General features: G+C 65.8%; 14 protein-coding genes. 8 read left to right on the top strand and 6 right to left on the bottom strand.

The features are described 5' to 3' along the window. Positions 1–25 precede the first annotated feature (25 nt). Positions 26–1,654, bottom strand: coding sequence for a fatty-acid--CoA ligase (locus ACQR1E_RS21520; RefSeq protein ID WP_315715522.1), 1,629 nt, complete (start codon positions 1,652–1,654; stop codon positions 26–28). Positions 1,655–1,804: 150 nt separating this feature from the next. Between ACQR1E_RS21520 and ACQR1E_RS21515 the strand changes: the two genes are divergently transcribed. Then, on the top strand, positions 1,805–3,073 hold the full coding sequence (locus tag ACQR1E_RS21515; protein WP_434897534.1) for an extensin family protein: 1,269 nt from the start codon (positions 1,805–1,807) through the stop codon (positions 3,071–3,073). A gap of 96 nt (positions 3,074–3,169) precedes the next feature. Here ACQR1E_RS21515 and ACQR1E_RS21510 read toward each other — a convergent pair whose 3' ends face one another. Next, positions 3,170–3,850, bottom strand: coding sequence for a L,D-transpeptidase (locus tag ACQR1E_RS21510; RefSeq protein WP_011925214.1), 681 nt, complete (start codon positions 3,848–3,850; stop codon positions 3,170–3,172). Positions 3,851–4,193: 343 nt separating this feature from the next. Between ACQR1E_RS21510 and ACQR1E_RS21505 the strand changes: the two genes are divergently transcribed. Next, positions 4,194–5,171, top strand: coding sequence for a magnesium transporter CorA family protein (locus ACQR1E_RS21505; protein WP_315715525.1), 978 nt, complete (start codon positions 4,194–4,196; stop codon positions 5,169–5,171). A 391-nt stretch (positions 5,172–5,562) separates the two neighbouring features. Then, positions 5,563–5,781: a hypothetical protein gene (locus tag ACQR1E_RS21500; protein ID WP_409998659.1), complete on the top strand. Its 219-nt coding sequence runs from the start codon at positions 5,563–5,565 to the stop codon at positions 5,779–5,781. A gap of 256 nt (positions 5,782–6,037) precedes the next feature. Here ACQR1E_RS21500 and ACQR1E_RS21495 read toward each other — a convergent pair whose 3' ends face one another. Together ACQR1E_RS21495 and pdxH are read right to left on the bottom strand one after the other, a co-directional pair. Further along, positions 6,038–6,790 (bottom strand): SDR family NAD(P)-dependent oxidoreductase, encoded by a 753-nt coding sequence (locus ACQR1E_RS21495; protein ID WP_315715526.1) that lies wholly within the window; start codon positions 6,788–6,790, stop codon positions 6,038–6,040. 139 nt (positions 6,791–6,929) lie between these two features. Then, the gene (pdxH, locus tag ACQR1E_RS21490; RefSeq protein ID WP_315828079.1) at positions 6,930–7,580 is read right to left on the bottom strand and encodes a pyridoxamine 5'-phosphate oxidase; all 651 of its coding nucleotides are present in this window, start codon (positions 7,578–7,580) and stop codon (positions 6,930–6,932) included. A 125-nt stretch (positions 7,581–7,705) separates the two neighbouring features. Between pdxH and ACQR1E_RS21485 the strand changes: the two genes are divergently transcribed. Further along, positions 7,706–8,110, top strand: coding sequence for an RT0821/Lpp0805 family surface protein (locus ACQR1E_RS21485; protein ID WP_315752065.1), 405 nt, complete (start codon positions 7,706–7,708; stop codon positions 8,108–8,110). A gap of 112 nt (positions 8,111–8,222) precedes the next feature. Beyond that, positions 8,223–9,185, top strand: coding sequence for a DnaJ C-terminal domain-containing protein (locus ACQR1E_RS21480; RefSeq protein ID WP_315828080.1), 963 nt, complete (start codon positions 8,223–8,225; stop codon positions 9,183–9,185). 369 nt (positions 9,186–9,554) lie between these two features. On the opposite strand, the gene ACQR1E_RS21475 is transcribed toward ACQR1E_RS21480, so the two are convergent. Both ACQR1E_RS21475 and ACQR1E_RS21470 read right to left on the bottom strand, forming a co-directional pair. Continuing rightward, on the bottom strand, positions 9,555–10,328 hold the full coding sequence (locus ACQR1E_RS21475) for an anti-sigma factor family protein (RefSeq protein WP_434897533.1): 774 nt from the start codon (positions 10,326–10,328) through the stop codon (positions 9,555–9,557). A 91-nt stretch (positions 10,329–10,419) separates the two neighbouring features. Next, positions 10,420–10,908: a sigma-70 family RNA polymerase sigma factor gene (locus ACQR1E_RS21470; protein ID WP_315752062.1), complete on the bottom strand. Its 489-nt coding sequence runs from the start codon at positions 10,906–10,908 to the stop codon at positions 10,420–10,422. Positions 10,909–11,114: 206 nt separating this feature from the next. Here ACQR1E_RS21470 and fabI point away from each other — a divergent pair, with 206 nt between their 5' ends. The 3 genes from fabI (at position 11,115) to aroC (ending at position 13,761) form a co-directional block, all read left to right on the top strand. Beyond that, on the top strand, positions 11,115–11,948 hold the full coding sequence (fabI, locus tag ACQR1E_RS21465; RefSeq protein WP_315752061.1) for an enoyl-ACP reductase FabI: 834 nt from the start codon (positions 11,115–11,117) through the stop codon (positions 11,946–11,948). A 12-nt stretch (positions 11,949–11,960) separates the two neighbouring features. Next, complete coding sequence (locus tag ACQR1E_RS21460) at positions 11,961–12,560, top strand: histidine phosphatase family protein (RefSeq protein ID WP_315715533.1); 600 nt, start codon at positions 11,961–11,963, stop codon at positions 12,558–12,560. A 115-nt stretch (positions 12,561–12,675) separates the two neighbouring features. Then, positions 12,676–13,761 (top strand): chorismate synthase, encoded by a 1,086-nt coding sequence (gene aroC / locus ACQR1E_RS21455; RefSeq protein WP_315715534.1) that lies wholly within the window; start codon positions 12,676–12,678, stop codon positions 13,759–13,761. Positions 13,762–13,782: the final 21 nt, after the last annotated feature.

The raw sequence follows: 13,782 nt of genomic DNA, 5'->3' as shown, positions 1-13,782 counted from the left end.
GTCTCGCGCGGAGCGGGAGTTGTTGCTAGGCGGCGGCGTTGGGGAAGCGATAGCTCTTGAACTGGTCGCGCAGCGCAGTCTTCAGGATCTTGCCCGTTGCCGTGTGCGGGATGCCGTCGACGAAGGCGACGTCATCGGGCATCCACCATTTGGCGATCTTGCCTTCCATGTATTTCAGGATGTCCTCGCGCGTCGCGGTCTGGCCGGGCTTCAACTGCACGATCAGCAGCGGGCGCTCGTCCCATTTCGGATGATAGACGCCGATGACGGCAGCCTCGGCGACGGCGGGATGGCCGACGGCAAGATTCTCGAGGTCGATCGAGGAGATCCATTCGCCGCCGGACTTGATGACGTCCTTGGAGCGGTCGGTGATGCGCATGTAGCCATGCTCATCGACGGTGGCGACGTCGCCGGTGTCGAAGAAGCCTTCATCGTCGAGGATGTTGCTGTCGACCTTGTAGTAGGCCTTCGACACCGCGGGACCGGACACCTTGAGCCGGCCGAAGGTCTTGCCGTCCCACGGCAACTCGGTGCCGGCATCGTCGGTGATCTTCATCTCGACCCCGAACGGCGGGAAGCCCTGGGTCTGCAGCACATCGAGCTTGGCGTCGCCGTCGGCGGCGAGGAACGGCGGCTTCAGGGTGGCGAGTGTGCCGATCGGGCTCATCTCGGTCATGCCCCAGGCATGGCGCACGCCGATGCCCATGTCGAGGAAGGCCTGGATCATCGAGCGCGGCATCGCCGAGCCGCCGCACACGACCATCTTCAGATGCGGCAGTTTGAGGTTATGCGCCTGCATGTGCTGCAGCAGCATCAGCCACACCGTCGGCACGCCGGCGGTGTAGGTCACCTTCTCGGTGTCGAGCAGCTCGTAGACCGACGCGCCGTCGAGCTTGGGGCCGGGCATCACCAGCTTGGTGCCCATCGAGGGAGCGGAGAAGGCAATGCCCCAGCTGTTGGCATGGAACAGCGGAACCACCGGAAGCATTGTGTCTGCTGCGGACGTACCGAGTGAATCCCGGCTATTGGCCATCAACGCATGCAGCACGTTGGACCGATGCGAATACAGCACACCTTTCGGATCACCGGTGGTCCCGGACGTGTAGCACATCGCGGCTGCGGTGTTCTCGTCGAAGGTCCCCCAGGCGAAATCGCCGTCGGCCTCGCCGATCCACGATTCGTAGGCGACGGCATTCTTGAGCGTCGTCTGCGGCATGTGCGCGGCGTCGGTCAGCACGATGTAGCGCTCGACGCTCGGCAGCTTGTCGGCGAGTTTCTCGAGGATCGGCACGAACGTCAGATCGGTGATGACGATGCGGTCCTGGGCATGGTTGATGATCCAGCCGATCTGCTCGGGAAACAGGCGCGGATTGACCGTGTGACAGATCGCGCCGATTCCCATGATGCCGTACCAGACCTCGAGATGACGGCCGGTATTCCAGGCGATGGTGGCGACGCGGTCGCCCAGCTTGATGCCGTCGCGCGTCAGCTTCTGCGAGACCTTGAGAGCGCGGTCGTGGATTTGCCGATAGGTGGTGCGAACGATGGGGCCTTCGACCGAGCGGGTCACGACCTCCTGGGAGCCGTGGATTGTCGCCGCATGCTCGATGATCCGGTGACAAAGCAGGGGCCAGTCTTGCATCAAACCAAGCATCAGGTCGTTCCTCCGGTATTCGCTTGCAGCGAGGGTCTTTTGGTCTCTTTGGTCAATTTTAGCGCGCGCCGCACCCGACGCAAATGGGCTTGTGATGGCCACGACGTCGCGCCGGGCGTGATGGTTAGCGCTGTGGCCGTGGCGATCGCATTGAGCTGGCTCATGGCGGCGCCGGCGGCGGCCGCGAAATCGGCGCACCGCAGCCCGCCCGCGGCCTCTGAGCCCGCAGCGAAGCCGGCCGACGGCGTTGCCAAGGTGCCGCTTCCGCAGCCGCGGCCAGCCGACGCGCCGGCGCGGCAGGCGGCCAAGGGTGAGGATGCCGCTCCGCGCGACGCGGCCAGCGGCGGTCCGAAGGCGGATGCCCAAGCCCCGCCGCCGCCTTCGGCCTGCCGGCTGGCCCTGACCGAAGAGGTCGCGATCGCGCCATCGATTCCGCCGATCAAGGGGCCTGGCGGCTGCGGCGGCGAGGACCTGGTGCGGCTGGAGGCGGTGGTGCTGCCTGACAAGCGCAGGGTGGCGCTGACGCCCGCGGCGACCATGCGTTGTCCGATGGCGACCGCGGTCGTCAACTGGGTGCGCAACGATGTGGCGCCGCTGGCGGAACGGCTCGGCAGCGCGGTCACCGCGCTCGACAATTTCGATTCATATCAGTGCCGCGGCCGCAACAATGTCAGCGGCGCGCAGCTATCGGAGCACGGCCGTGCCAATGCGCTGGATGTCCAAGGGTTCAAGCTGGCCGACGGCCGCCTGGTCGATCTCACCGACCGCACCCAGCCGCGCGATTTGCGCGAGGCGGTGCTGCACGCGGTCTGCACTCATTTCTCCACGGTGCTCGGCCCCGATTCCGACTGGTACCACGAGGACCACATCCATCTCGACCTGATGGAGCGGCGGAACAATTACCGGATCTGCCAATGGGACGTGCTGGATCCGCTGCCGAAGGTCGCGCCCCTGATGCCCGCCGCCAGACCCGAAGACGCGCCGCCACGCGAGACCGCGCAGGCCGGCACCGAAAACGCCCGGAAGAGCCCGAGCACCAAAGCCGAGCACAACGACGGCGGTCGCGCCGGCGCCGACGAGAGGAAGGCCGACCCCTCGGCCGCAGCGGAGAATCCTTCTGCTGACGACAGCTCCCGACGGGCCGACGCGGAAGCAGGGCCTCCGGCCACAAAGCCCGCTGCAACGGCCCGCAGCCGGCGGACCGCGTCCCAGTCGGCGCCTGAACAGCAAGAGCCCGGAAGCTCCGCGGCAGAGGCGCGCGCGCCGACCGCAGCTTCCGACACGGTGCGGAATGCAGCCGGGCGGGACCAGCGCGCACAGAACAGTCCCCGCGTGGGTCGGGCTTCGCCGTCGAAGCCGGCTTCTCGGACGCGCCATCACAGCCGTCGTGGCTGGGATCCTTTCCGCGGATTGTTCTAGCCCCCAAAACAAAAGGCGCCGGGTGACCGGCGCCCTTGGAAAGGCTGCTAAACGCGTTTCTCGGCTTTTTGATATCGTGCCGGCTTCAGCCGAGGCTCACTGCATCGCAGCGTAGGTGCCCCCGCCCTGCAGCGCCATCTGCGGCTTGTAGGGCGAATCACCCTTCTTCGGATCGAGTACCACGACGATGGTGCCGACCTTCACCCGGTTATAGAGGTCGATCGCGTCCTCGTTCGTCAGGCGGATGCAGCCCGAGGAGATCGAGGCGCCGATATATTCCGGCTGGTTGGTGCCGTGGATGCGGAACAGCGTGTCCTTGCCGTTGGCATAGAGGTACATCGCGCGCGAGCCCATCGGATTGTCGGGGCCCGGGGCGACGAAGGTCGGAACGCCCAGACGCTCGATCTCGCCCTTGGTCGGATGCCAAGCCGGCCACTCGGTCATGGCGCCGACCTTGGCAATGCCCGACCAGGCCATGGCCTCTTCGCCGACGGTGATGCCGTAGCGGATCGCCTTGCCGCCATCCAGCACGTAATAGAGGTAGTGGCTGTCGGAATCGACGACGATCGAGCCCGGAGCTTCCTTGCGGTGATAGTCGACGATCGCGCGCCGATAGGGCTCGGCCACCGGCGTGTTGGTGTAGCGGATCTTCGCGAGAAGTTCCTTGTCCTTCGGCTTGAAGGCCTGGGTGTTGGTCGCCTCGTACGTCGTGGCCTGCATGCAGCCCGACAGCATCAGGCCGGCGGCCAGGAGTCCGAGTTTCACCTTCAGCGACATGTCACCAATTCCAATCGACAGCTGACGTTGCAATGACACGGCCGCGCCACTGCAGCGCGATTCCACATGTCCCATTATCGTCAAAATCGTTCTCAATTCCAGCCGATACACGCACAGGTCACGCTGCAGCGCCGCGATTGTTGCTTTTTTGCCGCAAAGTTGCGGGCAGTCGTCCACAGCTGTGCTTCGAATGGCACGGTCAGCTCCCCCTCGGCGCCGCGCGAGAGGCCGCGGAGCATTGGCGCGAAAAGCCGATGGACCGGACTCGCAAGCTGCGTCACAAGGCGGCAGCATCCCACCGCTAAGTCCCCGAAATTCAGGTTTCGCGATTCGGAGTTTGTCCATGTTCTCGGTGTTCGTCCCGTCCGAAACCGCGCTGAAGAAGATGGCGATCACCGATCCCGCGGCTCTGCCGGACAATGCGGTCTGGGTCGACCTGGTGAACCCGAGCAGTGCCGAGGATCGGGCCGTCGAAAAGCTGGCCGGGATTGCGGTGCCGACGCGCGAGGATATGCAGGAGATCGAGATCTCCAGCCGCCTCTATATCGAGAACGGCGCCCGCTACATGACGGCTACGCTGATGTGCCACTCGGACTCCGATATGCCCAGGACCACCGCCGTCACCTTCATCCTGGCGGGCCACCGTCTGGTGACGGTCCGCTACGACCAGCCGCGACCGTTCGCCGTGGTGGAGGCAAAGCTCGCTCGCAACTGTGCGCCCGGGATCACCGGCGAGATGGTGCTGATGGAGTTGCTCGATGCGGTAATCGACCGCTGCGCCGACATTCTCGAGAAGGTCGGGGCTGATATCGACCAGGTCAGCCACGAGATCTTCGAGCCGAACAATGAGCGTCACGGACACGCCAAGCAGTATTCGCAGATCCTGATCGCGATCGGGCGCAAGGGCGACCTGACCTCGAAGGTGCGTGAGAGCCTGGTGTCGATCGGCCGTCTCGTCACGTTTCTCTCTGCGGTCGTCGAAGGCGTGAAGTGGTCGAAGGATATGCGCGAGCAGCTCAAGACCATGCAGCGCGACGTCGCCTCGCTGACCGACCACGCGTCCTATCTCGCGGGCAAGATCACCTTCGTGCTGGATGCGATGCTCGGTGTCGTCAACCTCGAGCAGAACAACATCATCAAGCTGTTCTCGGTGATGGCGGTGGTGCTGATGCCGCCGACCTTGATCGCATCGATCTACGGCATGAACTTCAAGATGATGCCGGAGCTCGAATGGGTGCACGGCTATCCGATGGCGCTGGTGCTGATGCTGATCTGCGCGATCGTGCCGTACTACATCTTCAAATTGAAGAAGTGGCTGTAGTGCCGCGGGCCTGAAAATCCAGGCTCTGTCGACAGATCTGGGCGAGGCCTGCGGCATTGTGCCGTCATTCCAAGTGATGCCTCATTCGCGCCCCGTTGTTAGCAGCGGGACAGAGTCCGTCGCTATGCACCTCAGGTGACACAAGCGGTGAGATGCAACACATAATGGGAAATACTTGTTAGGCCGGCTGCAATGCCGCTGCAAAGCCGCCCCAATTCCTCAGGTAAAATTTGATGGGAACGCTGAACGTTTGATCGAAACTTCTCTGCGATAAATCTGCACCAGCATGACAAACAACGAGCGCCTCGGCGCGTGGCATGCAAGGCAGAGCTCGAGGGCGCGTTCATCGCGCCTTATCCAAGAGGCGGCGGCAATGGTTGAGAAACGCATAATGGCATCGAACAACGTGATCGATCTTGCCAGCTATCAGCGCAGCCGCGCCGACATCGTCGTGGCCCATGCGCTGTCGCCGCGCACCTGCCGCTACTGCGGCGCCGATCTCGAGGAGGACGAGCGCGACGATGATTGCTCCAGCGCCCTCAACGTCGAGTCCGACCGCCTGCGCTGGCGCGCCGCGCAGATTCTGCGCGGTTTGGTGTGCGAAGGCTGAACGACCGTTCTCGACCGGACGGTATTCAGGCAATGCCGCCCGCGCAGCCAGCGACTGGAAATTCAGTACGCCGATCCCATCCCATGAACAGCGTTCCCTCCGGGAGCGCTGTCTTGTTTGTGGTGGTCGGTAGGTCCGTATCGATCTTCGGAGATGGCGTTAATCACGCCTTCGCGCGGTCATCGGGAACTTGCCGAACGTGGCAAGCCGCCATGAACCAAATCGAACACGGGCAACCGTCTCTGCGCCGAATGGCTCAGACGTGCTGGCCGCCGTTGATGTGGATCTCGGCGCCGTTCACGTAGGAGCTGGTCTCCGAGCACAGCACGTAGATGATCTTGGCGACCTCGTCGGGCGTGCCGAGGCGCTGCATCGGGATCTGCTCCTGCACGATCTTCTCGGTGCCCGGCGACAGGATCGAGGTGTCGATCTCGCCCGGCGCGATCGAGTTGACGCGGACGCCGACCCGGCCGAAATCCGACGCCATCTCGCGGGTCAGGGCGGCCAGCGCCGCCTTGGAGGTCGCGTAGGCCGCGCCGGCGAAGGGATGCACGCGTGAGCCGGCGATCGAAGTGACGTTGACGACGGAGCCCTTGGCCGCCTTCAGCTCCTTGATCAGGCCGCGCGCCATCATGATCGGCGCGAAGAAGTTGACGCGGAAGACGTGATTCCAGGTGTCGAGGTCGGTGTCGACGGTGCCGAGCCGGGCACCGCCCGCGCCCTTCGGCGAGATCGCGGCGTTGTTGACCAGCGCGTGCAGCTCGCCGCCGTCGATCCGCTGTTTGATCTCGGCGATCGCGCGCACGGTGTCCTGGGGATCGGACAGGTCGACCTGGACGTGGTCCTCGGGGCCGGCGCCCCACGGGCATTCTTCGGGAAAGGGGTGCCGCGAGCAGGTGAGGACGCGCCAGCCGGCTGAGGAGAAGCGGATCACGGTGGCATGGCCGATGCCGCGGCTGGCGCCGGTCAGCAGCATCGTACGCCGTGGCTGATTGGAAGAGGTCGGCATGAACTGCGTCTTTCACGATCCCGGACGGATCAACTTACCACAATGGTTTGTGCGTTAGGCGCCTGATTCACGCGCGCGATGGCGATTCGTTGGCGCGTCGGACGCCGAGAGGCCGGGCGCAAGCCCGCGCGGCGATCCTCTACGGATACATCCGCACCTTGGTCCAGGGCTGGCCCGAAGCCTCGCGCCGGAATTCGATGCGGTCGTGCAGGCGGAATGGCCGGTCGTGCCAGAACTCCATGCTGACGGGCGTGATGCGCCAGCCGCTCCATCCTGGCGGGCGCGGCACCTCGCCGATGATGTATTGCGCGGCGACCTTGGCGATCGCCTGCTCGAACGCGAAGCGGCTCTCCAGCGGCTGCGACTGCTTGCTGGCCCAGGCGCCGAGCTGCGCCTGCTTCGGCCGGGTCGCGAAATAGGCGTCGGCCTCTTCGTCGGTCACCGGCGCCACGAGGCCGCGGATGCGGACCTGGCGGCGCAGCGATTTCCAGTGAAACAGCAGCGCGGCCTTCGGATTGGCGGCGAGCTCGCGGCCCTTCTGGCTGGCCTTGTGGCTGTAGAAGACGAAGCCGTCCTCGTCATAGCCCTTCATCAGCACCATGCGCACGTCAGGCAGCCCGCTGTCGTCGACCGTTGCCAGCGCCATCGCATTCGGATCGTTGGGCTCGCTCTTGCCGGCTTCGGCAAACCACGCCGCAAACAGCGCAAACGGCTCGCCGGCCTGGGTAAAATCGGCCGATGTACCGGATGTTAAGGTTGTCTGGTGTTTGATGCTCGTGGGGTCGGTCATGTGTATGGGGAGTCCGAGTTTTGCGTTCACCCGCGGCCAGGCGCGTGCAAGTCCATTCTGGTCCGGCCCTATATAGGGCATCGGTCCGGCTTGGCCTATCCGCGATCGGTCATGCCGGCACGGCTTTGACACTCATTCTAATCGGCCTGTCCGGCGGCGGCTGCAGCCTGTCGCGCCCTGAAACGGCCTTTGCCAAGATGGACGATGCGGAGATCACCGGCGCGGTCAGCCCGCCGCCCGAGCGCGAGCCGACCGAAGCCGATCTCGCTTTTGCCCGCAACGCCGCGTCGGACGTGCTGACCAAGGGGAGCAAGGATTCCAGCCAGCCGTGGCAGAATCCCCAGACCGGCGCCCGCGGCTCGGTGACGCCGATCGCCAAGTCCTACACGGCCGACAACGGCCGCACGTGCCGCGATTTCCTGGCGAGCTACGTCAACGGCAAGACGGAACGCTGGCTGCAGGGCTCGGCGTGCCGTATCGAGCGTGGGCGCTGGGACATCCAGACGCTCAAACCCTGGCAGCAAAGCTAGCGGGGGTCGTCTGGAGCCCGTTGCAAAAATACAACGGACTCCCCAGATGAAATGCGAAGCGGGCGGGGAGCCCATAGGTTAGTATCTGACTTTCTGTAAGGAGACGTGACGGATGCGCGACCCCTATGAGGTCTTGGGGGTGCCGCGAAGCGCCAGCGCTGCGGCCATCAAGAGCGCCTATCGCAAGCTCGCCAAGAAGCATCATCCCGACAGCAACAAGGATGACCCGAAGGCATCGGCGCGGTTTGCCGAGATCAATTCGGCCAACGAGATCCTGGGCGACGAGGAGAAGCGCAAGCAGTTCGATCGCGGGGAGATCGACGCTGACGGCAAGCCGCGCTTCCAGGGCTTTCCGGGTGGCGGCGCCGGCCGCGGCGGGCCGGGTGGCGGCTTCGAGAGCTATACCTTCCGCAGCGGCGGCGGGCCGGGCGGCGGCTTCGGCGGTGGCGGATTCGAGGACATTCTGAACAGCATGTTCGGCGGCGCCGGCGCGCGCGGTGCACGCGGCGGCGGCGGCTCGTTCGAGTTCGACACCGGCGGTGTCGGCCTCGACCTCGATCTGAAGGTTGCAATGTCGGTCTCGCTCGAGGAGTCCGTCAATGGCGGCGAGAAGCGGGTGCGGCTGCCGTCGGGCAAGGAGCTCAACGTCAAGGTCCCCGCCGGTGTTACCGCCGGCCAGCAGATTAGGCTGAAGGGGCAGGGCGAGAGCGCGCCCGGACACCGGCCGGGTGATCTCCTGATCACGATCCAGATCGCGCCGCATCCGTTCTTCAAGGTCGAGGGCAGCGACCTCAGGCTCGATCTGCCGATCACGCTTTACGAGGCGGTCCTGGGCGCCAAGGTGAGGGCGCCGACGCTCGGCAGCGCGGTCGAGCTGTCGATCCCGAAGAACACCTCCAGCGGCCGGACCTTCCGGCTCAAGGGTAAGGGCCTGCCCAAGAGCGACGGCTCGGCCGGCGATCTGTTCGTCACCACCCGGATCGTGCTGCCCGACGGCAACGACGCAGAGCTCGAAGCCCTGATGACCAAATGGCGCGACCGTCATCCCTACAATCCGCGCAGCAACCTCTCCTGAGGTTGCGCGTTGCGGACCACTCGGCTGAAAGCTGAAGGACGAGCTGGAAAGCTGAGAAAAAAGTGCGGCCTCGAAAGGGGGACCAGCGCGGTACAAAACCCCGATCGAGGCCGCTTCCGTGTCGATCGGCGGATCGAACACTCCTCATTTTTTCGTGAACATTTGGCGCTATATTGAGACGTGCCGGTGACCTGATTCCAGATTTCCGGTGACCGAATTGCGGCGCCGACCCTGGCGTGTCGCCCGCCTGAGCCATGCGGGGATCAGTACCCTCTCGGGCAGCGTTCGCGGCCATCCTGCAAACGCTTCTGATCACGGCCGTAATCGCGCCGAGGCCGGCACCTCGCGAAATCGGGCAATGGTCCGCCGCTAGCCGCCCGCCCGTTCGGTCTGGTCATAAACAAGGCGCGCGACCTGGGTGAGACGCGTCCGGTCACTGCTGCCGCTGACGACGTAGCTGACGCCGCGCTCCGCCCATGAGAGTGCGGCGGTGTTGCCCTGCGTCGTATAGCGCATCTCGGCCGCCTCGATCCCGACCTTGGTCGCATACACCGTGAAGCGCTCGCCGGAGGTGCTCTCGTACATCAGGAAGGACGCCGGGCCGGTCGGCCCCGGCAGCAGCCGGCCGCCGACGAGCTTCAGCCCGGTGGTTTCCAGCTCCGGCGCCTGCACGGTGCGACCGCAGCGCCGCGTCAGCCATTGCTGCAGATGGGCCTTCTCGTCGCCAGGAACCTCGACCGGATGGCGCACCTCCACGACATAGAGTCGGTGCGCATCGAGCGCCTCGCCGGCAAGGGCCTGGAGCGGCGACGGCGAGGAGGCGGCGCCACGCGCGACCCAGCCGACCGCGCCGCCGACCGCGAAGGCCGCCACGCTTGCCGCCATGGCCGCGACGACCCAGCGCCGCGGCCGGCGCTCCAGGCCGTCGAGGTCGAGCCGCGGCGGCACCGGCTCGTTGACGATCGAATCGTAGCGGGCATGGAGCGCCTCAGCCATGCTGCGCCAGGATTGCACCCGCTCGGCGTCCGCCGGATGCGCGGCCAGCCAGCGCTCGACGTCGCTGCGGCGCTCGGCCGGCAGCTCGTTGTCGACATAGGCGTGCAGCTCGTCTTCGGTGACGGGAATGGTCGGCTCGGTCATCATCGGGATCTCGTTGCAATCGGGCGGCTGCGGCGATGCGCGGTCGCTGCAGGCTTGGGCAGCCGAACATGGCAGGGCGGCTTTTGTGCAGTGGTCATTTCACCCTCCGCAGCGCCGGCCGCTCGCCCTCGAGCACGGCACGGACATGGGCGCGGGCGCGGGCGAGGCGGGACATCACGGTGCCGATTGGGACACCCTGGATGTCGGCGACCTCGCGGTAGCTCAGGCCCTCGAGCACGACGAGGAGAAGCGCCGCGCGCTGCTCCTCCACCAGGGTCGCCAGCGCGTGCTCGATGTCCCGGCCCTCGGCCTCGGTGCCGCTGGCGTCGGCATTGTCGTCCTGGAGCGGCATGAAGTGCGGCCGCCGCGCCAAGGAGCGCCGGCGGTTCTTGTTCAGATTGGTCAGGATCGTGTACAGCCAGCTCCTGATGTCGCCGCCCAGGAACAGCCGCTCCGAGCGCAGCGCCCGCACCAGCGTGTCCTGGACCAGCTCGTCGGCCGCGTCCATGTCGCGCGCCAGCGCCCGGGCATAACGGCGCAGTGCCGGAATCATGGTCTCGACGCTCTGGCGGAACGCGTTCATGGAATGCCCTGCGGCTGTTCGCTGCGATGACAAGGGCGCAGGCCGCAGCCGGCGTCTTGCAAAGATCATAACCCCGCGATGATCAGCGTATTCCGGACCGCAAGCCCTGCGGGGGAGTTTGCCACAGAGCGGGCGGAATGGGGCTGTACCGGGCCAGACCGGTGGTGTACGTCCAGTCCTTAATAATCAGTTCGATGGGAAGCCGCATGGCGCAGATTTCAGGTTTGATGCAGGGCAAGCGCGGGGTCGTCCTTGGCGTGGCCAACAACCGCTCGATCGCCTGGGGCATCGCCAAGGCCGCGCGCGCGGCCGGCGCGGAGATCGCGTTGACCTACCAGGGCGACGCGCTGAAGAAGCGGGTCGAGCCGCTGGCGGCCGAGCTCGGCGGGCTCGTGCTCGGCCATTGCGATGTCACCGATCCCACGACCATCGACGCGGTGTTCGACGTGCTCAAGGAGAAGTGGGGCCAGATCGATTTCGTGGTCCACGCCATCGCCTTCTCCGACAAGGACCAGCTCGACGGCCGCTACATCGAAACCACGCAGGACAATTTCTCCAAGAGCATGCTGATCAGCTGCTACTCGCTGACGGCGATCGCGCAGCGCGCCGAGAAGCTGATGACCGACGGAGGCTCGATCATCACCTTGACCTATTACGGCGCCGAGAAGTGGATGCCGCACTACAACGTGATGGGCGTCGCCAAGGCCGCGCTGGAAGCCAGCGTGCGCTATCTCGCCGCCGATCTCGGCGAGAAGAACATCCGCGTCAACGCGATCTCGGCAGGACCGATCAAGACGCTGGCCGCCTCGGGCATCGGCGACTTCCGCTACATCCTGAAGTGGAACGAGTACAACGCGCCGCTGCGCCGGACCGTGACCATCGACGAGGTCGGCGACAGCGCGCTGTATCTCTTGTCCGACCTGTCGCGCGGCGTCACCGGCGAGGTGCATCACGTCGATTCCGGCTATCATGTCGTCGGCATGAAGCGGCCCGAGGCGCCCGACATCTCGCTGAACAATTCCGTCGGCGCCAAGGAATAACGTCAACGCGCAATGCCACGGCCCACGATCTACTACATCCGCCACGGCGAGACGGAATGGAATGCGCTCGGCCGGCTGCAAGGCACGCAGGACATTCCGCTGAACGCGCTCGGGCGGGTGCAGGCGGTGCAGGCCGGCAACATCCTGGCCGAGCTCGCTGCGCGCAACGGCCATGATGCGGCGCGCCTGCCTTACGTCGCCAGCCCCCTCAGCCGCGCCCGCGCGACCATGGAGCTGGTGCGTGAGACCCTGAGCCTGCCAGCCGAGGGCTATGCGCTCGATGCCCGGCTGCGCGAGATCGGCTACGGCAAATGGGAAGGGGCGACGCTGCCGGAAATGCAGGCGGCCGATCCCGCCTTCTATGCCAGGCGGCTGACCGACAAATGGTCGCTGGCGCCCGAGGGCGGCGAGACCTATGCCGACGTCGAGCGCCGCGTGCGCGACTGGTACGATGGGCTGTCTGGCGATATCGTGGCGGTCGCCCATGGCGGCACGGCGCGGGCGCTGATGGTCGCGCTGGGCTTCGAGACGCCGCACGGCGCCGTCGACCTGCCGATCCAGCAGGGCGCGGTCTATGTGTTCGGTGAGAACGGGTTCGAGAAGTACAGTTAGTTTGTCTCCGTCGTTCCGGTGCGCCTCGCGGAGGCGAACCCGGAATCTCGAGAGTCCGGGTCTGGTCCTTCGGACCATCCCGGAATGATGGTTTTTCCGGTTGGGTGATCAGCTCATGTCCTTCAACACCTTCGGCCACATGTTCCGCGTCACCACCTTCGGCGAGAGCCATGGCGTGGCCATCGGCTGCGTGGTCGACGGCTGTCCGCCGCGGATCCCGCTCGCCGCCGACGAGATCCAGCGCGATCTCGACCGCCGCCGTCCCGGCCAGTCGCGCTTCACCACCCAGCGCCAGGAGCCGGACCAGGTGAAGATCCTGTCAGGCGTGATGGCTGATCCCGACACGGGCGTGCAGGTCACCACGGGCACGCCGATCGCGCTCCTGATCGAGAACACCGACCAGCGCTCCAAGGACTATTCCGAGATCAAGGACAAGTTTCGTCCCGGTCACGCCGACTTCACCTACGAGGCCAAATACGGCCTGCGCGACTATCGCGGCGGCGGTCGTTCCTCGGCGCGCGAGACCGCGACGCGCGTCGCCGCCGGCGCGATCGCGCGCAAGGTCCTGCCGGACGTGAAGGTGCGCGGTGCGCTGGTGCAGATGGGGCCGCACAAGATCGATCGCGGCAACTGGGACTGGGACGAGGTCGCGCGCAATCCCTTCTTCTGCCCCGACAAGGACAAGGCGGCGTTCTTCGAGGACTATCTCGATGGCATCAGGAAGTCCGGCTCGTCGATCGGCGCCGTGCTCGAGATCGTCGCCGAGGGCGTGCCGGCGGGACTTGGCGCGCCGCTCTACGGCAAGCTCGATGCCGATCTCGCCGCGGCGATGATGAGCATCAACGCCGTGAAGGGCGTCGAGATCGGCGCCGGCTTTGGTGCGGCCGAGCTGACCGGCGAGGAGAATGCCGACGAGATGCGCTCGGCCAATGACGGCACGCGCTTCCTCTCCAACAATGCCGGCGGCATTCTCGGCGGCATCGCCACGGGACAGCCGATCGTGCTGCGCTTCGCGGTCAAGCCGACCTCGTCGATCCTCACCCCGCGCCAGACCGTCGACCGCTCAGGCCAGGAGACCGAGATCCTGACCAAGGGCCGTCACGACCCCTGCGTCGGCATCCGCGCGGTTCCCGTCGGCGAGGCGATGATGGCCTGTGTGTTGGCCGATCACCTGCTGCGCCATCGCGGCCAGGTGGGGTAGCCGCACGCTGCCGCCGCGGCT

Source organism: Bradyrhizobium sp. HKCCYLRH1030 (genome assembly GCF_051168395.1).
In the GTDB taxonomy this organism is placed as follows: domain Bacteria; phylum Pseudomonadota; class Alphaproteobacteria; order Rhizobiales; family Xanthobacteraceae; genus Bradyrhizobium.
This window is presented reverse-complemented; position numbering and strand designations above follow the sequence as displayed.